Origin of the sequence: Microbacterium sp. PAMC22086 (genome assembly GCF_019443525.1) — a bacterium.
Classification (GTDB): Bacteria; Actinomycetota; Actinomycetes; order Actinomycetales; family Microbacteriaceae; genus Microbacterium; species Microbacterium maritypicum.
In genome coordinates this window covers 1896119-1914402 of record NZ_CP080380.1, presented here as the reverse complement: position 1 = coordinate 1914402, position 18284 = coordinate 1896119, and the positions used below count along the sequence as shown (strand labels likewise).

At 70.0% G+C, this 18284-nt stretch carries 17 protein-coding genes; 6 read left to right on the top strand and 11 right to left on the bottom strand.

Features of this window, described 5'->3' with window-relative positions; translation table 11 throughout:
• The first annotated feature begins 2 nt into the window (after window positions 1-2).
• Together KY497_RS09555 and KY497_RS09550 are read left to right on the top strand one after the other, a co-directional pair.
• Entirely contained in the window at window positions 3-926 is a 924-nt protein-coding gene (locus KY497_RS09555) for a MoxR family ATPase (protein ID WP_229778894.1), read from the top strand.
• Window positions 927-2234: a DUF58 domain-containing protein gene (locus KY497_RS09550; protein WP_219868936.1), complete on the top strand. Its 1308-nt coding sequence runs from the start codon at window positions 927-929 to the stop codon at window positions 2232-2234.
• A 58-nt stretch (window positions 2235-2292) separates the two neighbouring features.
• Here the strand turns inward: KY497_RS09550 and KY497_RS09545 are convergent, their stop codons facing one another.
• On the bottom strand, window positions 2293-3285 hold the full coding sequence (locus KY497_RS09545) for a stage II sporulation protein M (protein WP_055869090.1): 993 nt from the start codon (window positions 3283-3285) through the stop codon (window positions 2293-2295).
• Between the two features lie 16 nt (window positions 3286-3301).
• Here KY497_RS09545 and KY497_RS09540 point away from each other — a divergent pair, with 16 nt between their 5' ends.
• Window positions 3302-4111 (top strand): RDD family protein, encoded by an 810-nt coding sequence (locus tag KY497_RS09540; protein WP_219868935.1) that lies wholly within the window; start codon window positions 3302-3304, stop codon window positions 4109-4111.
• Between the two features lie 47 nt (window positions 4112-4158).
• Here KY497_RS09540 and ahcY read toward each other — a convergent pair whose 3' ends face one another.
• The 6 genes from ahcY to KY497_RS09515 form a co-directional block, all read right to left on the bottom strand.
• On the bottom strand, window positions 4159-5604 hold the full coding sequence (ahcY, locus tag KY497_RS09535) for an adenosylhomocysteinase (protein ID WP_219868934.1): 1446 nt from the start codon (window positions 5602-5604) through the stop codon (window positions 4159-4161).
• A 43-nt stretch (window positions 5605-5647) separates the two neighbouring features.
• Entirely contained in the window at window positions 5648-6862 is a 1215-nt protein-coding gene (locus tag KY497_RS09530) for an ABC transporter permease (RefSeq protein WP_219868933.1), read from the bottom strand.
• Window positions 6859-7611: an ABC transporter ATP-binding protein gene (locus KY497_RS09525; RefSeq protein WP_258185642.1), complete on the bottom strand. Its 753-nt coding sequence runs from the start codon at window positions 7609-7611 to the stop codon at window positions 6859-6861. Before KY497_RS09525 ends, KY497_RS09530 begins: the two co-directional genes overlap by 4 nt.
• Window positions 7608-8198: an efflux RND transporter periplasmic adaptor subunit gene (locus KY497_RS16720; RefSeq protein ID WP_258185641.1), complete on the bottom strand. Its 591-nt coding sequence runs from the start codon at window positions 8196-8198 to the stop codon at window positions 7608-7610. Before KY497_RS16720 ends, KY497_RS09525 begins: the two co-directional genes overlap by 4 nt.
• 9 nt (window positions 8199-8207) lie before the next feature.
• Window positions 8208-8534, bottom strand: coding sequence for a hypothetical protein (locus KY497_RS16715; protein WP_258185640.1), 327 nt, complete (start codon window positions 8532-8534; stop codon window positions 8208-8210).
• Window positions 8535-8634: 100 nt separating this feature from the next.
• The gene (locus KY497_RS09515; RefSeq protein WP_021199833.1) at window positions 8635-8841 is read right to left on the bottom strand and encodes a DUF3499 family protein; all 207 of its coding nucleotides are present in this window, start codon (window positions 8839-8841) and stop codon (window positions 8635-8637) included.
• A gap of 78 nt (window positions 8842-8919) precedes the next feature.
• On the opposite strand from KY497_RS09515, the gene KY497_RS09510 reads away from it, so the two are divergent.
• Window positions 8920-9348: a hypothetical protein gene (locus tag KY497_RS09510; RefSeq protein ID WP_229778928.1), complete on the top strand. Its 429-nt coding sequence runs from the start codon at window positions 8920-8922 to the stop codon at window positions 9346-9348.
• Between the two features lie 29 nt (window positions 9349-9377).
• Here KY497_RS09510 and KY497_RS09505 read toward each other — a convergent pair whose 3' ends face one another.
• From KY497_RS09505 to manA, 4 genes are all read right to left on the bottom strand, one after another.
• Window positions 9378-10763 carry a DUF5719 family protein gene (locus KY497_RS09505; RefSeq protein WP_219868931.1) on the bottom strand — a complete coding sequence of 462 codons (1386 nt, stop codon included), beginning with the start codon at window positions 10761-10763 and terminating at the stop codon, window positions 9378-9380.
• Complete coding sequence (locus KY497_RS09500) at window positions 10760-13774, bottom strand: glycosyltransferase (protein ID WP_219868930.1); 3015 nt, start codon at window positions 13772-13774, stop codon at window positions 10760-10762. The genes KY497_RS09505 and KY497_RS09500 overlap by 4 nt, the downstream gene beginning before the upstream one ends.
• Before the next feature lie 103 nt (window positions 13775-13877).
• On the bottom strand, window positions 13878-14198 hold the full coding sequence (locus KY497_RS09495; RefSeq protein WP_081603945.1) for a WhiB family transcriptional regulator: 321 nt from the start codon (window positions 14196-14198) through the stop codon (window positions 13878-13880).
• Between the two features lie 164 nt (window positions 14199-14362).
• On the bottom strand, window positions 14363-15493 hold the full coding sequence (manA, locus tag KY497_RS09490) for a mannose-6-phosphate isomerase, class I (RefSeq protein ID WP_141386607.1): 1131 nt from the start codon (window positions 15491-15493) through the stop codon (window positions 14363-14365).
• A 68-nt stretch (window positions 15494-15561) separates the two neighbouring features.
• On the opposite strand from manA, the gene KY497_RS09485 reads away from it, so the two are divergent.
• Both KY497_RS09485 and KY497_RS09480 read left to right on the top strand, forming a co-directional pair.
• On the top strand, window positions 15562-16977 hold the full coding sequence (locus tag KY497_RS09485; protein ID WP_219868929.1) for an O-antigen ligase: 1416 nt from the start codon (window positions 15562-15564) through the stop codon (window positions 16975-16977).
• Complete coding sequence (locus KY497_RS09480; RefSeq protein ID WP_055869101.1) at window positions 16974-18272, top strand: O-antigen ligase; 1299 nt, start codon at window positions 16974-16976, stop codon at window positions 18270-18272. The genes KY497_RS09485 and KY497_RS09480 overlap by 4 nt, the downstream gene beginning before the upstream one ends.
• The last annotated feature ends 12 nt before the right edge of the window (window positions 18273-18284 follow it).

Here is an 18284-nt window from a genome sequence, read left to right as displayed (position 1 = left end):
CCATGCACCGGGTGCGCACCGAGGTCGACAAGGCGGTGGTGGGCCAGGCCGGCACCGTCACCGGACTGCTCGTGTCCCTCCTCGCCAGGGGCCACGTGCTCCTGGAGGGAGTCCCCGGTGTCGCGAAGACCCTGGTCGTCCGCTCGTTCGCCAGGGCACTCGGGCTCGACACCAAGCGCGTCCAGTTCACCCCCGACCTGATGCCCGGCGACGTCACCGGGTCACTCGTGTACGACGCACGCACCGGCGAGTTCGATTTCCGCGCGGGTCCGGTGTTCACGAACATCCTGCTCGCCGACGAGATCAACCGCACGCCGCCGAAGACCCAGGCCGCACTCCTGGAGGCCATGGAGGAGCGTCAGGTGTCGGCGGACGGCGTCAGCCGTCCCCTGCCCGACCCGTTCCTCGTCGCCGCGACGCAGAACCCCATCGAGCACGAAGGCACGTATTCGCTGCCCGAGGCGCAGCTGGACCGCTTCCTGATGAAGCTCGTCGTCGGCATGCCGGAGCGCGACGCGGAGGTGTCGGTGCTGCGCCGACACGCCGAGGGCTTCTCCCCTCGTGAGCTCACCGGCCTCGAGGCCGTCGTCACCGCCGAGGAGATCAGGGCGGCGCAGCAGGCAGCCGCAGCGGTCGAGGTCACCGACGACGTGCTCGGATACGTCGTCGACCTCGCTCGTGCGACCCGCCAGTCGCCGTCCGTCGAGCTGGGAGCCAGCCCGCGCGCCTCGACCGGTCTGCTCGCCGCGGCGAAGGCGTGGGCCTGGCTGAACGCCTCTTCCGCGGTCACCCCCGACCACGTGCAGACGATGCTGGTTCCGGTGTGGCGTCACCGCCTCCAGCTGCGACCCGATGCCCAGATGGAGGGCGTGTCCGCCGATGCGGTGCTCACCTCCGTGGTGCAGCAGACCAGGGTGCCGATCTAGGTGTTCGTCACCGGCCGCCTCGCCGTCGCCCTTGCCGTGGGCCTCATCCCGCTCGTCATCGCCGGACTCGCGGGCTACCCGGCGTACGCGGTTCTCGGTGCGTGGATCGGTCTGTGCCTGCTGCTCGTCGCCGCCGACGTCGCCCTCGCCGCGAGTCCTCGCTCGGTCACGGTGAGCCGCAGACTCCCCCGACGGGTGCGCATCGGAGAGCCCGTCCCCGTCAGCGTGGCCGTGCACAACCACGGCACGAAGCTGCTGAACGCGGTGATCCGTGACGCCTGGCAGCCGACGGCGGGCGCGCCGACGGAGCGACAGCGTCTGCTCCTGCCCCCGGGCGAGCGCGGCCGTGTCACGATTCCGCTGCTTCCCCGCCGCCGCGGTGAGCTGGTCAGCGAGTTCGTGATGATCCGATCCCGCGGCCCTCTCGGCATCGCGGGTCGGCAGGCACGTCATTCGGTTCGCGGCTCGATCCGCGTGCTCCCCGCTTTCTCCTCGCGCAAGCACCTTCCGTCCCGCCTCGCGCGTCTGCGCGAACTGGATGGCAACACCAGCATCCAGGTGCGCGGTCAGGGCACCGAGTTCGATTCGCTGCGCGAGTATGTCCGCGGCGACGATGTGCGCTCGATCGACTGGCGGGCGACCGCCAGGGCGGGAACGACCATGCTGCGCACGTGGCGACCGGAACGCGACCGCCACGTCGTCATCATCATCGACACCGGGCGCACCGCCGCGGCGCGTGTCGGCGACGGCACGCGCGTGGACGCCTCACTCGAGGCGGCCCTGCTGCTGGCCGCGCTCGCTTCGCGTGCCGGCGACCACGTGCACCTGCTCATGTACGACAGGGTGGTGCGCGGTCGTGTCACGGGCGTCGATGGCGCCGCTCTCCTCCCGGCGCTGACCGATGCCATGGCTCCCGTGCACGCACGACTGGTCGATACGGACTGGCATGGAGCCTTCGCCGCGGTGCGCACGCTCACCACGCGTCCCTCGCTGATCGTGGCACTGACGGCGCAGGATGCCGCCGAGTCGGCCCGTGGGTTCCTCGGAGCCTTCCCGAACGCGTCTCGTGCGACGACCGTGCTCGTCGGATCCGTGACCGACGACGGGATCTCCGCGCTCGCACGCCGTCGCGACTCCCGGGAAGAGGTGTACCTGGCAGCGGCCGCCGAACGCTCCCTCCGCGACGCGGAGAACGTCGCGGACGCGATCCGCAGAGCCGGCGGGGAGGCGATCGCCGCCGACCCGGAGGAGCTTCCCCCGAGGATCGCCGATCGCTACCTCGAGCTGAAGGCGGCGGGTCGTCTCTGACGCCGAACCGATCGAGACCGAGCCCGAGCCCCGGGGCGGCCTCACCCGGTGCCGGAAGTCAGCCGACGACCAGGCGCGGGGTGCCCGCTTCGTATTCGACGAGATCGCCGGTCTCGCCCTGGCGATGCGCCCTCCCGCCGATCACCAGCATGTAGATGAGGAACACGGCGAGCGCGGCGGCGCCGATGCCGATCTTCACCGGCCACGGCAGTGCCCAGCCGGTCACGAAGCCCTCGACGAGACCGGCGAGGAAGAGGGCGAACACCAGCCCCATCGCGACGGTCGCCAGCGCTCGCCCCTCCTCGGCGAGCGCTTCCCCTCGCGTGCGGTGGCCGGGTGCGACCCAGGCCCAGAACACATGCAAGCCGGCGGCAGCCGCCACGAAGATGCACGTCATCTCGAGCATTCCGTGGGGGAGGATGTACAGGACCATGAGGTCGGCCTTGTCGTGGACGGCCATCACGGCCCCGGTGGTGCCGAGTCCCATCGCGTTCTGCACGAGCACGTAGACCGGCCAGATCCCGGTGACGCCGAAGAGCACGCACTGCATGGCGATCCAGGCGTTGTTCGTCCAGACCATCCCCATGAAGGCAGCGGCCGGGTTCTCGGTGTAGTAGCCCGTGAAGCTCTCGTCCGCGTACTGCTCGAGGGCCGCCGGGGAGCCCAGGGTCGCCACCAGCGCCGGATCGCTCGCGATCCAGGCTGCGGTACCGACGGCGACCGCGATGAACGAGATCGCGATCACCAGCGTCGTCCAGCGCAGGCGGTACAGCGCAGCAGGAAGCTGCAGGCGGAAGAATCGTCCCGTCTGCGTGAGGATGCTGTCGGACGCGCCGGTGAGGCGCAGCCTGGCGCGAACGAGGATGGTGGACAGATACGCGCCCTGGGGCGAGTCGCCGACGGATGTCTTCAGCTCGGCCAGATCGGCGGAGGCGGCGCGGTATCGCACGATGAGCTCGTCCACCCCGTCGCCGTCGAGTCGGGCGCGACTGAGTTCGTCCAGTCGCTCCCATTCGGCGCGGCGTGCATCGGTCAACGCATCGGCATCCACCTGATTTACTGTACTCATGTCCGTCCCGATCGACGTCTCCGACGAGGTGCTCTCCGGCGAAGCCGTCGCGATCGATGTGCAGCCCGTGGGGTTCCTCCTGCGGGCGCTCGGCGCCGCGATCGACATGCTCCTCGGATACGCCGTGTTCATCCTGTGGATCTTCCTGCGCATCTGGCTGCTGGATGTCGGCGTGCTGGATGAGACCACCGACCGCATCGCCCTGGTCTCGGCGTTCGTCGTGAGCTTCGTCGTCCTGCCGATCACGATGGAGGTCGCCTTGAAGGGGCGCAGTCTCGGCAAGCTGGCGGTCGGCGGCAGGATCGTACGCGTGGACGGTGGCGCCGCCGGGTTCCGTCACGCCTTCATCCGCGCCCTTCTGGGCGTGCTCGAGATCTACATGACCTTCGGCGGCGTCGCCGTGCTCACCGGCGCGTTCAACGCGCGGTCGCAGCGCTTGGGCGATCTGGTCGCCGGAACCTACAGTCAGCGCGTGCGCACACCGGCACTCGTCTCGCACGTCCCGGTGCTCCCTCCGGCCTTGGCCGGTTGGGCCCAGATCGCCGACGTCGCGCGGCTCCCCGACCGGCTAGCCCGCCGGATCTCCCAGTTCCTGCAGAGTGCTCCCCGCATGATCCCGTCCGCGCGGGAGCGGGTCGCCCTCGATCTGCTCACCGAGGCGAGCCCTTTCGTCTCCCCGATGCCCTCCGCACCGCCGGAGCAGATCCTGATCGGGATCACCGTGCTGCGCCGTGAGCGCGAGCGCAGAGCACTGCAGAACTCCGATCTGCGCGCCGAGCGGCTCACCGGCAGACGCGTCGGCGTCTGAGCCGGTACTCGGCGCCTCCTGTCAGCACCGTTCCGCAGTGGGCGTGCTCAGTACCGATAGTGCTCGAGCTTGTACGGCCCCTCCACGGGTACCCCGATGTAGGCGGCCTGCTCGTCGGTGAGCGTGGTCAGCTGCACACCGAGAGCGTCGAGGTGCAGGCGGGCCACCTTCTCGTCGAGCGCCTTGGGAAGCACGTAGACGCCGGTCGGATAGGCGGCGATGTTCGTGTAGAGCTCGAGCTGTGCGAGCACCTGGTTGGTGAACGACGCGCTCATCACGAACGACGGGTGCCCCGTGGCGTTGCCGAGGTTCATCAGGCGTCCTTCGCTGAGAACCAGGACGCTACGACCGTTCGGCATGCGCCACTCGTGCACCTGCGGCTTGATCTCGACCTTCTCCACGCCGTCGCGTGCTTCGAGCCCTGCCATGTCGATCTCGTTGTCGAAGTGACCGACGTTCGCCACGATCGCGAGGTGCTTCAGCGCCTGCAGATGCTCGGTCGTGACCACGTCGCGGTTGCCAGTGCCGGTCACCAGGATGTCGATCTCGCCGGCCACGTCGAGCAGACGCGCGACCTGGAAGCCGTCCATGGCGGCCTGCAGCGCGCAGATCGGATCCACCTCGCTCACGATCACGCGCGCACCCTGACCGCGCAGAGCCTCAGCAGCCCCCTTGCCGACGTCTCCGTAGCCGCAGACGAAGGCGACCTTGCCACCCATGAGCACGTCCGTCGCACGGTTGAGACCGTCGGGAAGCGAGTGCCGGATGCCGTACTTGTTGTCGAACTTGCTCTTGGTGACCGAGTCGTTCACGTTGATGGCGGGGAAGAGCAGCTCCCCCGCGGCCGCGAGCTCGTACAGCCGGTGCACACCGGTCGTGGTCTCCTCGGTGACGCCGATGAGGCCAGCGGCGAGCCTGGTCCAGCGATCGGGTGCGACCGCGAGCGAGGCGCGCAGCAGGTCGAGGATGATCGTGTACTCGTGGGAGTCGGTCTCGGTCGGCGCGGGAGCGGCGCCGGCCTTCTCGAACTCGACGCCCTTGTGCACGAGCAGGGTCGCATCTCCGCCGTCGTCGAGGATCAGGTTGGGTCCGTCGAAACCTGCAGAGGACCAGTCGAAGATGCGATCGGTGCAGGCCCAGTACTCGTCGAGCGTCTCTCCCTTCCATGCGAACACGGGAACGCCTGCCGGCGCGTCGACGGTGCCACCGGGGCCGACCACGACCGCAGCCGCCGCCTCGTCCTGGGTGGAGAAGATGTTGCAGCTCGCCCACCGCACCTGGGCGCCGAGCGCCACGAGCGTCTCGATGAGGACGGCGGTCTGCACTGTCATGTGCAGCGAGCCCGCGATCCGGGCACCCTTCAGGGGTTGCGCGGCGCCGAACTCCTCACGAAGCGCCATGAGACCCGGCATCTCGTTCTCGGCGAGTCGCAGCTGGTGACGGCCGGCTTCGGCGAGGGACAGGTCGGCGACGCGGTACTCGAGCTCGGTCATGCGCTCATTCTTCCATCATGAAGTGGCCGACAGCAGGCGCGTGTCAGAAACGGATCGCATCGATCACCTTCACCCGCAGCGCGACCAGGGCGGGGATGAATCCCGACACCGCCCCGACGATGACGGAGGCGAGGAGACCGATGAGCGCTGCGCGCATGGGGAAGGGCGGGATGTCCTGGATCCCGTAGAACATCGACGTGATGATCCACTCCGAGCGCAGCACGGCGACGACGATCGCGATCCCGATCACGCCTGCCACGGTCGTCGCGACCAGGCTCTCCAGGAAGACGGCGAAGAACACCCGCCCCGAGCTCGCTCCGAAGGCGCGCCGCACCCCGATCTCTCGCACGCGCTGGCGCATCGCCACGAGTTGGATGTTGATCAGGCTGAGCGCACCGAGAGCGAGGATCAGCGCTGCGATACCCCCGGTGACCATCTCGAACGTGGCCTGAGCGTCCAGAGCCCCCGGCTGCGCCGCCCAGTCGGAGCGGTTCACCGTGACCGTCTGTCCCTCGGGCAGGCCCGCTCGGAGATCCATCGCGAGCACCGGCGCGATCTGGTCGACCTGCCCCGTTCCCATCCAGATCTCGTACTGCGTCCAGGCGTCGGCGGGCAGCGCATCCACGCGCGCGCGGTACGCGTCGTAGAGCAGGTCGACGCGCAGCTCCTCGTCGCCGAAACCCTGGCGCGGTGTGATGCCGACCACCTGGTAGGTGCCTCCGGCCGGGCCGCTGAGTGTCACGGTCGGGTGCTGCGTCAGCGGCACCCGACCCAGACGCTCCCAGAGCGGCTCCGTGATCACGACGGGCGGCGCCATCGCCTCGACGTCGGAGTCGAGGAACCAGCGCCCCTCCAGAAGCCGCTCCCGGTGGATCTGCGAGAACGCGGGGTCCATGACACGCGCGGCCACCGGCGTTATGCCGTCGGGGAGCTGCACGTCGAGGAGCACTCCCTGGGCGATACGCGCCGTGTGGCTGAACCCGAAGCGCTCGGAGACACGGCTGAAGCGCGCATCGAACTCGTCGGCGTCGACAGGTGTGCCGTCATCGCTGTTGACGGAGACGACGACCGTCGCCGCTCGCCCTCCCCACCGGTCGGACTGCTCGGCCTGGAATTGGCGCTGGTATTCCGAGATCGCCACGACCGCGGTGAGCGCCCCCACCGACACGGCGATCCCGATCAGGCTGAGCAGGACGCGCAGCTTGTGCACGCGGATCTCCGCCCAGGCGTCGGAGAGAGCGCCGAGGAAGCCGGTCATGCGACGAACTCCGGCGGCGCGGACGGCACCGAGGCCGCCAGGGTCGAGGCCTCGAAGGCGCGGCTGAGGTCGACCGTCTCCAGACGCCCGGCGTCGAGCCGGTAGTGCCGGCGCGCACGCGCGGCGACGTGGAGGTCGTGGGTGATCGTGACCAGCGCGGCGTCCGTCTCGGTGGCCACCTCGTCGAGGAGGGACATGACGGATGCGCCCGTGTCGATGTCGAGCGCGCCGGTCGGCTCGTCCGCGAGGATCAACACGGGCTTGCGAACGAGTGCCCGCGCGATGGCGACGCGCTGCTGCTCACCGCCGGAGAGTCTGTCGGCGATCTGCTCGATGCGATGCCCGAGGCCGACCCGCTCGAGCATGTCGGCGGCGATCTGACGACGATTCCAGAACATGCGTCCCTTGGCATGGCCGAGCGGCATCATCACGTTGTCGATCGCGGTGCGCCCGGGGAGCAGGTTGAACTGCTGGAAGACGAAGCCGACGTTGTCGCCGCGCAGACGGTCGAGCCGTCCCGACCGCATCCGGCGCACCTCGCGTCCCTCGAACGCGACCGATCCGGATGTGGGTGCATCCAGCATCCCCAGGATGTTGAGCAGCGTCGACTTCCCCGACCCCGACCGTCCCACGATCGAGACATGGTCTCCTGCAGCCACTTCGAGCGTGATGCCACGAAGGATGTCCAGGCGCGAGTCATCGGCCAGCAGGACGCTCTCGGAGACGTCGTCGAGCGCGACGAGACTCACCAGCTCATCCCGCTGTCGCACTGCTCCACTCCCGGCGAGACCTCGTAGCAGAACTCCTCGACCGGAGCGACGAAGCCGGGCACGAACTGGCGGATGCTGTCTCCCTCGGCCAGCCCCTCCGTCACCTCGACCATGACGCCGTCATTGACGCCGAGCGTCACGGACCGCTCCTCGGGGTCGGACCCGTCGCCCGCGTCGACCCACACCTTGCCGGATCCCGCGCCGCCCTGGACAGCCGTGACCGGGATCACGAGCGCATCGTCGACCTGACCGAGCGCGAGATCCATCTTCGCGGGGAGCCCGGCGAAGACCGTCTGGTCCGCGGGTACAGCGCAGCGCACGCTCGCGGTGCCCTCCGCCGTCACCTGCACCCCGACGCCGGTGCACGCGAAAGGTGCCGGGCCGCCCGTGATGGTGACGGTCGCCTCGGTCGGGGCGTTGACGAGGCGGTACAGCTGCACGGGATCGACGGTGGCCAGCAGATGGTATCGGGCCGGGGTGAGCTTGTAGGTCTCGGTCCCGACCGTGGTGGTCTGTCCCTTGACGATGGCGAGCTCCGACACGTCGCCGGCCTCGGGCGCGAGCACGTCGATGTCCTAGCGCGGGTCGTCCTGGCGCACGGTGTAGAGCTTCTGGCCGGCAGCCACCGCCGCCCCCTCCCCCACGTGCACGGCGAGCACCGTGCCGTTGAGCTCTCCACGCACGGCGTAGGCGTCGTCACGCGCGACGTTCCCGCTCAGGCTCAGAGCGTTCACCACCGACCCGCGCTCCACTGCGACGATCGGATCCGTGACAGAGGCCTCGGGGCTGACGACGCTCTCCGCGCGGTCGGGGAAGAAGGCGATCTTGACGAGAGCGGCTGCGCACGCTCCGAAGATCACGACGAGAAGCAGGGGGAAGATCCAGCGACGCCAGACGATCACGAGTGCCTTTCCGGCAGCGCCGCCCTGGCACGCCTGCGGTCAGCGTATCCAGAGTTCGGATCCGGGCCGACCGGTGGGTCCGCGTGTCGAGGCGACGACCTCAGGCGCGCAGAGCCTCGTGACGCACGACGAGCCAACCGGCGGGAACCGAGAGCCGGTCCGCGTGCGGAGAACACAGATCATGCGCCTGAGGATCATTCGCGGCACCGAGCGGGCCGAGGGCCGCCATCTGGTCGCCGTAGTCGTAGGTGAGGGTGGCCACGGCTTCTCGCGCGCAGCCGACCTTCGAGCACAGTCGTCCGTCCATCTCCGCCAGCGTACGGCGCACCCCGTCGCGGCCGCGGATGCCGCGCCGGGCGCGCCGGGCACCGCCTAGACTTTCGTCATGCCTCGTCGCCGTGCCACCCACACCTCCGCAGCCCCTCGGCGCGGGGCGCGACACGGCCGCCACGGCCGCCTCGGCCGCAGCGAGGTCGTGCGGCCACCGCTGGCTCCGCTCGACGGCCGCCTCGACAGATTCGATCTCACCGTCGGCACCGCGGTCGAATTCCTCCGCGGCACATGGCCGGAGTTGCAGGACGTGAGGTTCGAGATCGGCGCGATCCCGGGATTCGATGCGACCGAAGAGGTGCCGCGCTGGTACCTCGACCGCAAGAACAAGCGCATCGTGCTGTTCCGTCTTCCCATCGAGCGGCTCCTCCCCCCGGGGCACGACGATGCGGCGCACCGCCGTATGGCGATCGAGAGCGCCGTGTTCCGGGCAGCGGCGGAGTACGTCGGCCGCGAGCCGTGGGATCTCGGCCACGACCACTGAGATTCCCGCTGCGGAGACTCTCTCCTCGGTCAGGGATAGACCGTGATCGGCTTCTCTCCGGCACCGCTCGCCTGAACGGGCAGCACCGCGATCGCCCCGGGTCCCGTGAGGGTCACCGCAGCATGCACGGGGGCTGTCGTCTGCATCCGATAGGTGGTCCGCCCGGGCACCTCGAGTCCGCCGGTGCGTCCCGCCGGGATGACGATCTCCTGCGGCTGGCCGCCGTCGAGGGATTCGAGCGTCACTGTCGCATCGCGGTCGGACGTGTTCGCCAGCTGCAGTCGGGCGTCGGGGCCGGCCGGAACCGCGAACACCACGTCGACGTCGAGCTCCGGGGAGGGCATCACCCAGGCGAAGTCCGAGTCGAGACCGAATCCGTCCTGCTGCCTGATCGCGGCGACCAGCGGCACGTCGGATTCGACCTCGACGGTGTACTGCCCCGGCTCGAGGCCGGAAAGCGACACCTGAGAGGGCAGATCGGCCTCGACCGGGACCGTGAACTCGTCAGCGGCGCCCGTCGCGCCCTCTGCGCGCACCGTCACCTGGACGCGCGCGGCGACACCCGGTGAGAGCACGCGCAGGACGGCCATCTCCGCATCATCGCCGCTGGCCGCGAAGGCCTGCACTCCCGTGAAGACGAGCTTCTGCTGCGGCCCCGCCACCGAGTCCTGGAGATCGATGCCTGCGGGATCGAGAACGCGCACGAGCGATGACTGGAGGGCGGCTCGCACCGGTGCGCCCACCGCGCTCACCTTGACCACGGGCACGTCGTTGCCGGTGGCGAACGATGTGAGCGGGAGAGCTGCCTGCGACCGGGCGGGGACGATGACCGTCCGGGTGCTGCGGGCAGGTCCGTACACCGAGAGTGTCACCGTCGACGGGACGTCGGCCGCGTTCGTGAGCGTGACGATGTCCTCGGTGCCGGTGTCGATGCTCCCCCCGACCAGCCAGGACTCCAACCGCGGCACCCCGCAGGGCAGCGCGGCGTACCCCGCGAGGTCGTCGGCGGCGATCGTGACGGACTCCGCGCCGGCGATCAGGGGCACCGAGCGTCCGTCAACCGCGCCGGTGAGCACCTGCGGCCCGCCTGCGTCCGGGAGGTCCGTCATCGCGAGTCCCTCCGCCGCGGGGTCTCCCGCCGTGCCTCCGGTCGTCAGGGTCGGCGACGCTGCCGAGAGCATGTCCAGCGGGGCCGACGAGTCGCGCCCGAGAGCACGGAGATCGCCGTTGCAGACGAGAGTGCTGTCGCCGGGAACGGGCGTGACCTCGACCTGTGCGGGGTCGTGTTCGACGACCGGCCATGGCGCGTGCACCGCTGTCGCGACCCCGACCACGCAGGCGGCGATGACGGCGACACCGGTGATGACTCGAGCGCCCGTCGCAGCGACTCGGAATGCGCGGGTCCCGCTGCTCATCGGTCCTCCTCGGTCGACTTCGGGTGCTGCTCATCGATGGCGGACGATGCTTCGACACTCGGTGCCGGCGCGTCATCGATCACCGGCTCGGCGATCGGGGCCATCGCCTCGTCGTTCAGGGCGGGCTCATCCTGGGGATCCTCGATCGCCCCGACCGGGACGTCCTCGAGGAGCTCCCTGTCCTCCGCGTGCCGCGGCAGGACGATCGGCTCGTCGGCTACGCGACCGACGATCCGGGACTGCGCGCGCGCCGCACGGCGTGACGCACGGGTCGGGATCGACAGCAGGAGCGCGGCGAAGACCGCCAGCAGCTGGAGGGTGATCACGAGTCGTGCGGTGCCCTGCTGGCTCGAGGTCATCGACGACTGCGCGGCCACCTCGGCCTCGAGCCGCCAGAGCACGCCACGATCGGTCGTTCCCGCGTGGACGAGTCCGGCGCGCTGGTCGATCGAGGCGACCGCGGCCGTGCGCAGAGTCCTTGCCTTGTCGCCCTCGCCCGGAACCTGGGCGACCAGCACGTAGCTGATGCCCATCTGCGCCAGCTCCCCGGGAGCATCGAAGTCACGGGCCGAGAGGAGATCCACAGCGAGGCCGGAGATGTCGGCGCCCTGCGGCTCGACGGCGGTGGAGAGCATGGTCGACTGCGAACCGAGCGTCTCGCTCGCGCCCCAGGCCACCTCTGCGGCGAGCCCGCCGTCGTTCTGAGGGGTGAGCACGAGGGTCGCGATCGGCCGATCGCCCGCGGCCTGCGCCGCGACGTACGCCGGCAGCGTGGAATCGGGGCCGTTCGTGAGCACCGAACGGTCCATGTGCAGTGCGCTGAGCGCAGGGACCGCGCAGACCGCCAGGGCGGATGCTGCGACGACGGCGGCGAGGATCCGCAGCCGGGGAAGGGTGAGAGCGGTGTCCAAGGTGACGACAGCCGCGCCGACCACACCGATCCAGGCCAGGCTGAGGCCCGTGCCCGGCCAGATCGCGACCGGAGTGCCCTGGGCGAAACTCACCGTGACGCCGACCGCGAGGAACGCCGTCGCAAGCCCGGAGAGCGCGACGACGAGCAGCGTGATGCCCGCGCGCCACCGCGGAGCCACCGCCGCGCCGAGCGCGAGCGCGGCGAGGGGGGCGCACAGCAGCGGTGCCCAGGCGGCGATCGGTGCGGGGATCACGTCCATCCAGCCGGCCAGCGCCTCCGTCGGGAACCCCCCGGCGAGTGCGAGACGCCCGACGGCATCCGCTGCGGCCTGGGGACCCGCCCAGATGAGTCCCGGGTCTCCCAGGAGTGCCAGAGGCGTGCCGTGGGAGAGCTGCCAGATCGCGAGCGGCGCGAAGAGCGCGACGGTCGGCACCGGCAGCCAGAGCAGTCGTCCCGCACCTCGGAACTGCGCGGTTCCCAACACGATGCCCAGCGCGATGATCCAGAGCAGGGCGAGGGCGGGGGCCAGCGACGGCGCGCAGGCGATGACGGCGGCGAGGAGGAGGGACGCGCTTCCGGCCGCGCCCCACGACCTGTGCGCGACGACGGCGCTGTGGAAGAGCCAGGGAAGCAGGAGGTGGACGAGCACCGCGGTCGGACGTCCGTCGATCAGAGCGGTGAGGAAGGTAGGCGCGAGAGCCCAGGCGACGCCGGCGAAGATCCGCAGCCCCTCGCGGTCGGTCACGCGCGTGGCGGCGAACCACCCGCCCAGGACCGCGAGCGGAAGCGCGAGGAGCCACAGCAGCACCATGGCGAAGGACGGACCGGCAGGCCAGAGCGAGCCGAGCACCGCCACGACGGCGGCGAAGGGATCGGCGGGTCCGACGAGGCCGACGGCGACGTCGCGCACTCCCCAAGCCGCGTCGCTCCAGAGTGCGGCGACGGTCTGCCGGAGAGGGAGCAGTCCTCCTCCCCCGAGCGTCGGCCAAGCCAGCAGACTCGTGAAGGACGCGATGCTGACGACGAGCGCCGCCAGCACGGCCCAGGCTCCACCTCCGGAGAAGAATCGCAGTTCGCTGACGGCACCGCCCTCGCTGCCGTGACCGTCGTCCAGACGCCGTCGCAGCTCGGACGAGGTCACGCGCAGCGGCGCGATGCTGGCCCAGGTCGACGTGCGGAAGGCCTTGATCCTGGCACGGGAGCGCGCGATCGCGCCGAAGCGGAACATGGCCGTGAGCGCGGCCCCCCATTCGGGCAGAACGGCCTCCGGCCGCTTTCCGACGAGGTCGGTGACAGATCGCCACAGCGCGAGCGGAAGCAGGCTGAGCCAATGCAGCGGCACGGCAGCCGCCGGTGCGTAGACCAGGCGCCGGTGCAGTTGAGCGAGGCGGGTCACGTAGGCCCGGCGCGATCGTCCGGACGGCAGCGCGGCAGGCCCGCCGGGAGAGACGGATATCCGCGCGCTCGGTGCGAGCACGACGCGGCCTCCACCCAGGCGGGCGCGCACACCGAGATCGAGTCCTTCGTCGGCACCGGCGAGTGCGGGATCCGGGCGCAGGGCGTCACGGACCTCACCCCGAATGAGGAGGCCTCGCACATCGGCACCGAGGGCATCGTCGGAGCGGTCGTGCTGTCCCTGGTCGACTTCCCCTGCGGCGAGTTCGACCGAGCGCCCGAGCGTGGTCATGCTGACGCCCAGGGAGACGATCTCACGGTCATTGTCCGTGGCGACGAGTTTGGGAGCGACGATGGCCGCGGAGGGCGAGCGCTCCAGCGTGCCGCTCAGACGCTCCAGCGCCCGCGGATGCGGCGCCGTGTCCTGCGCGAGCAGCCAGATCGCCGATCCTTCGGCGACACGCGGTCGCGCCAGTTCCACGGCTTCCGCGAAGGACGTGGTGGCGCGCGCCTCGATGATCCCCTCGACGGTGCTCGCCACCGCCTCGCTCTCGCGCACGGACGACGCATCGCCGCAGACGACGAGGGTCACAGCGGTTGCGGGCGTGGTCTGTGCGCGGAGGGCTTCGAGAGTGCGGAGGAGTTGCGCTCGGGAAGAGGATCCAGTGCGCGCGACGATGATGGCGTGAACTCGGGCTGGCATGACGTCGTCAGCCTATGCGCGCGACGGTCGACGTCGGCGTACCCGACGCGGCGCGCCCGCGAAGCCATGAGGCCTCATCGTTCGCGGTTCGGCAGCGGGCGATTCAGCTCGCGCGGCGCTTGAGCTTGCGACGCTCGCGCTCGGAGAGTCCACCCCAGATGCCGAATCGCTCATCGTTGTTGAGAGCGTATTCGAGGCACTCGCCGCGGACGTCGCACGATGTGCAGATCCGCTTGGCGTCTCGGGTGGATCCGCCCTTCTCAGGGAAGAACGCCTCGGGGTCCGTCTGCGAGCAGAGCGCATCGCTCTGCCAGGCGAGGGCGTTGTCGTCGTCGGCGGCGTCGGTGCGCCGCACCCCGGGAACGCCGAGGTTGATCGGATCGACGAACCAGTTCTCCGGTACGTCTGAACGGTAACCCGTCATCTCGATCTCCAACCCTGTCTCCGCCCCCCGGCGGGCCGTGCGCATGACTAATTACACCCGTGTCATTCGCTCCGGTCAAGTCGCGGATGGTAAACCCTCAAGCAACTCTTTAAGGTTCTTGGGCCGTCATCGGCGTGTCGGAATCCGGAGCGTCGGCGTGCGGGTCAGCGCCCGGGGCCCGCGATGAACACCTCTCCGACGCCCGAGACGGTGAGGGACCCCTCCGCGGAATCGGCGAACGCGACGGTGCCGACCTGGAGCGCGACGTCGTTCCCCGTGTTCGAGGCCACAGCGACCTCGCCGGCGGTCGCGAGCACCATGGTCGGTCCCGAGATTTCGAGCCCGATCGGCGCGCCGTCGAGGACGACCCGCTCGAGAGCGAAGTCGGGCACCGGAACGGGATAGGACGTGATCGGCCCCTCACCCTCCCCTCGCAGCACGGGCACCTCGCCGGGCGTGGTGTCGAGGATCGAGAGGAGTTCGGGGACGTCGATGCGTTTGGGGGTGAGGCCGCCGCGCAGAACGTTGTCGCTCGCGGCCATGATCTCCACGCCGAGGCCGGAGAGGTACGCGTGCAGCAGACCGGCGCGCAGGAAGACTCCCTCTCCTCGCTTCAGCACCACGTGGTTCATCAGAAGCGCCACGACGACGCCCGGGTCGCCCGGATAGGTCCGCGCCACACCCGCGATCGCGCGGAGCGTGGTGCCCCACTCCCCCGCGTCGGCGCGCGTCGAGGCCGCGACGATCGCGGCGATGATCTCCTCCACCTCGGTGCGCGCCTCGCCGCCGAGCACCCACGCGATCACGTCGCGCAGCGCATCGCCCTCGGCGCTCAGGCGTGCCCGCAGCTGCCGGACGCCGTCGCTGTCGTCGAGCGCCTCCAGTAGGGAGAGCGTGTCGGAGACCGGTCGCAGCCCGCTCAGCGACTCGAACCGCTCGCTGAGCGCGACGAGGAGCTCCGGCTTGTGGTTGTCGTCCCGATAGTTGCGCCGCGGGTCGTCCGAGGCGAGGGCGCTCTCCCTGGCCCAGCCGTCGCGAGCCTGCTCGATCGTCGGGTGCACCTGGATCGAGAGCGGGCGCCCCGCCGCGAGCAGCTTGAGCAGGTACGGGAGCGTGCCCCCTGTGACCTGATCGAGCGTGCCGCCGTCGGCCACATCGGCGGGGTCGCCGGGGTGGTCTCCGAACCAGACCTCGGCCTCCGGTGCGCCGGTCGGCGTGCGGCCTTCGAGGTCGGCGAGAAGCGAGTCCGATCCCCAGGCGTAGTCGCGGGGCGTGTTCGTGAGGCTCAGCAGCATGCCACCAGCGTAGAGCCGCGCTGCGGCGTTCAGCGACGCTCGGAGCACGGCGCGGTAGCCTGAACGCGATGGCCCAGTACACGAAGCATCCGGTGTCTGCCCCACCAACCGCGCCGGAGCGCGAGTCGACGGGGCATCTGCTGCTGCGCGGCTATGCGATCCTCGTCCTCTTCGTCACGTTCGCCCACTCGGCCGTGTACAACCTGCTCGGACGGGACGGCGCCGCGATCACGCTCGCCGTCTTCACCCTCGCGACCCTCGCCATCGGCATCCCGATGCTCGCCCGGAACCGTCCGCAGCCGTTCCGCTGGCGCCGCCTGCCCTGGACCGCGCTCGGATACACGACCCTGGCCCTCGTCTCGGTCGCCTGGTCGCAGTGGCGCGGCTCGACGATCATCACCTGGGTGCTGCTCGCGGCCGTCACCGTGAACGGGCTCTTCCTCGCTCACGTGCTCACCTGGCACGAGATCGTGCGGGCACTGTCCTCGGCGTTCAAGTGGATCCTGGGCCTCTCGCTGGCGATCGAGCTCTGGGTCTCGCTGGTGCTGCACGGCCCGCTGCTTCCGAACTTCCTCACGCTGCCGGACGGCAAGATCGACCCGCAGTGGTACTGGGTGCGCGACAACCTGTTCGACGGCGGGCGGATCCAGGGCATCGTGGGCAACGCCAACCTCCTGGCGATCATCTCGCTCTTCGCGCTCATCACGTTCGGTGTCCTGTTCGCGGCGCGGGCCCGGTGGCGCACCACCCTCGCCCTGTGGATGCTGCTCGCGGCCTACTTCCTCCTGCGCACGGCATCAGCCACCGCGCTCGTGTGCGCAGCCGCGGTCGCGCTGGTCCTCGTCGTCGCACTGGCGATGCGGCGTGCGCGCACGCCCGGCGCCCGCACCCGGATCTACGTGGTCGCCATCGGCGGCACGGCGATCGCAGGGCTGGGAGCCTGGCTGCTTCGGGAGCCGCTGCTGGGTCTTCTCGGCCGGAGTGCGGATCTCACCGGCCGCTCCGACAAGATCTGGACGAAGGTGCTGCAGCGCGCGGGCGAGCACCCGGTCTTCGGCAACGGGTTCTCGAGCCCCTGGATCCCCGAAGACCCGGCCTTCGACGAGTGGATCACCGACCACGGCATCACCGTCTTCCATGCCCACAACATGTGGCTGGACGTGCTCCTCCAGCTCGGCGTCGTCGGTGTCATCCTGATGGCCGTCGCGTACGGCACGCTGCTGTGGCGCTCCTGGTTCTTCGCCGTCGACCGACCGCGCTGGGACCTCGACGGCGAGCGCCCCTTCTCCCCGCTCACCCTCCTGCCCAACCTGTTCACGGTGGTGCTGCTCGTGCAGGGCTTCTCCGAGTCGACGCCGATCATGCTGTGGGGCTGGCTGCTCCTGGTGCTGCTGTCTTTCAAACTCAAGTCGGTGCCGCTGGTCGGGGTCGGCGAACGCGACCTCCTGTTCGAACGCGGCGCTCAGCAGCGGCGGGTGCCGTGACGCCGGTGCGCCCGTTCGTCCGCCTGCTCGGATCGGTGGAGCTGGCCCGTGCGTTCACGCTCGCCGCGCTGACGGCGGTGTTCGGGTCGTACGCGATCCGGCAGATGACATCGGCCGTCACACTGGGGACGATCATCGCGGTGCTGTGCGTGCTGGGCGCGTCGATCCTCTGGGTACGCCGGGAGGAGCTCTCGCTGCTGCGCATCGCGCCGTCCTCTCTGCTGGCGTTCCTCGCATGGGCACTCGTGAGCGTCTTCTGGACGACCGACAAGTCCGACACGCTCTTCGGCTGGATGTCGCTGTTCGGCTACGCGTTCCTGGCCATCACGATCGGACACATCCGCGACACCCTCCAGACCGTCCGGGCGATCGGAGACACTCTCCGCGTGCTGCTGGCCGCCTCCCTCGCCGTGGAGATCCTCTCCGGCGTCCTGCTCGACCTGCCGTTCACATTCCTCGGCATCCAGGGCGATCTCGCGGCGGGGGGCCCGATCCAGGGCCTGTTCGGCAGTCGCAACATGCTCGGTTTCATCGCGGTCATCGCGCTGATCACTTTCGTCATCGAGTGGCGCACGCAGTCGGTGAACGCACCGCTCGCCGTGGTCTCGATCGGGCTGGCCGGGTTCCTGGCGTTGCTCTCCTCCTCGCCGACGGTCCTGGTCCTCGCCTGCGCCGTCGGCGTCGTCACCGTGGCGCTCACGATCGTCCGCCACGCCCCACCGGAGCGACGAGCGATCGTGCAGTGGATGCTCGCTGCGGTCGTGGCGCTCGCTCTCGCCGCGGCCTTTGCACTGCGCCACCAGATCATCGCCCTGCTCGACGCCGGGTCCGACTTCTCCCTGCGCGGCTCGCTCTGGAACACGATCCTCGACTTCGTCGCGGTCAAGCCGATCCAGGGCTGGGGCTGGTTCGGCGACTGGGCCCGCGGCGAGTACCCGTTTACCTACATCAACTTCCAGCTCGACGACCGCCATCAGAGTGCGCTGAACGCCTTCTTCGATGTGCTCCTGCAGCTCGGTGCGGCCGGCCTGGTGGTCTTCCTTCTCCTGGGCGGTGTCGCCCTGATCCGCTCCTGGCTCGTCGCGAGCACGCGTCGTTCGGTGGTCTACGCATGGACCCCGATCATCATCGTCACGCTCGCGGTCGACTCGATGTTCGAGAGCTTCACCCTGGTGGGTGCGGGATGGTTCATGCTGGTGCTGTGCGCCCTGCGCGCCGGGCAATCGCGGTCCTGGCGCGAGAACATCGATGCGGCGCACACGGGCGCGATCCCGACGCTGCGGCCTCAGAAGTAGCCGACGAGCCCG

What these genes read in the sequence shown, in the direction of transcription:
- manA (WP_141386607.1), bottom strand. Translation starts at nt 15,493, where the DNA reads ATGCTGCTGAGCCTCACGAACACGCCCCGCGACTACGCCTGGGGATCG.
- KY497_RS09515 (WP_021199833.1), bottom strand. Translation starts at nt 8,841, where the DNA reads ATGGACGGACGACTGTGCTCGAAGGTCGGCTGCGCGCGAGAAGCCGTG.
- KY497_RS09510 (WP_229778928.1), top strand. Translation starts at nt 8,920, where the DNA reads ATGCCTCGTCGCCGTGCCACCCACACCTCCGCAGCCCCTCGGCGCGGG.
- KY497_RS09530 (WP_219868933.1), bottom strand. Translation starts at nt 6,862, where the DNA reads ATGACCGGCTTCCTCGGCGCTCTCTCCGACGCCTGGGCGGAGATCCGC.
- KY497_RS09485 (WP_219868929.1), top strand. Translation starts at nt 15,562, where the DNA reads ATGGCCCAGTACACGAAGCATCCGGTGTCTGCCCCACCAACCGCGCCG.
- KY497_RS09555 (WP_229778894.1), top strand. Translation starts at nt 3, where the DNA reads ATGCACCGGGTGCGCACCGAGGTCGACAAGGCGGTGGTGGGCCAGGCC.
- KY497_RS09540 (WP_219868935.1), top strand. Translation starts at nt 3,302, where the DNA reads ATGTCCGTCCCGATCGACGTCTCCGACGAGGTGCTCTCCGGCGAAGCC.
- KY497_RS09500 (WP_219868930.1), bottom strand. Translation starts at nt 13,774, where the DNA reads ATGCCAGCCCGAGTTCACGCCATCATCGTCGCGCGCACTGGATCCTCT.
- KY497_RS09505 (WP_219868931.1), bottom strand. Translation starts at nt 10,763, where the DNA reads ATGAGCAGCGGGACCCGCGCATTCCGAGTCGCTGCGACGGGCGCTCGA.
- ahcY (WP_219868934.1), bottom strand. Translation starts at nt 5,604, where the DNA reads ATGACCGAGCTCGAGTACCGCGTCGCCGACCTGTCCCTCGCCGAAGCC.
- KY497_RS09495 (WP_081603945.1), bottom strand. Translation starts at nt 14,198, where the DNA reads ATGACGGGTTACCGTTCAGACGTACCGGAGAACTGGTTCGTCGATCCG.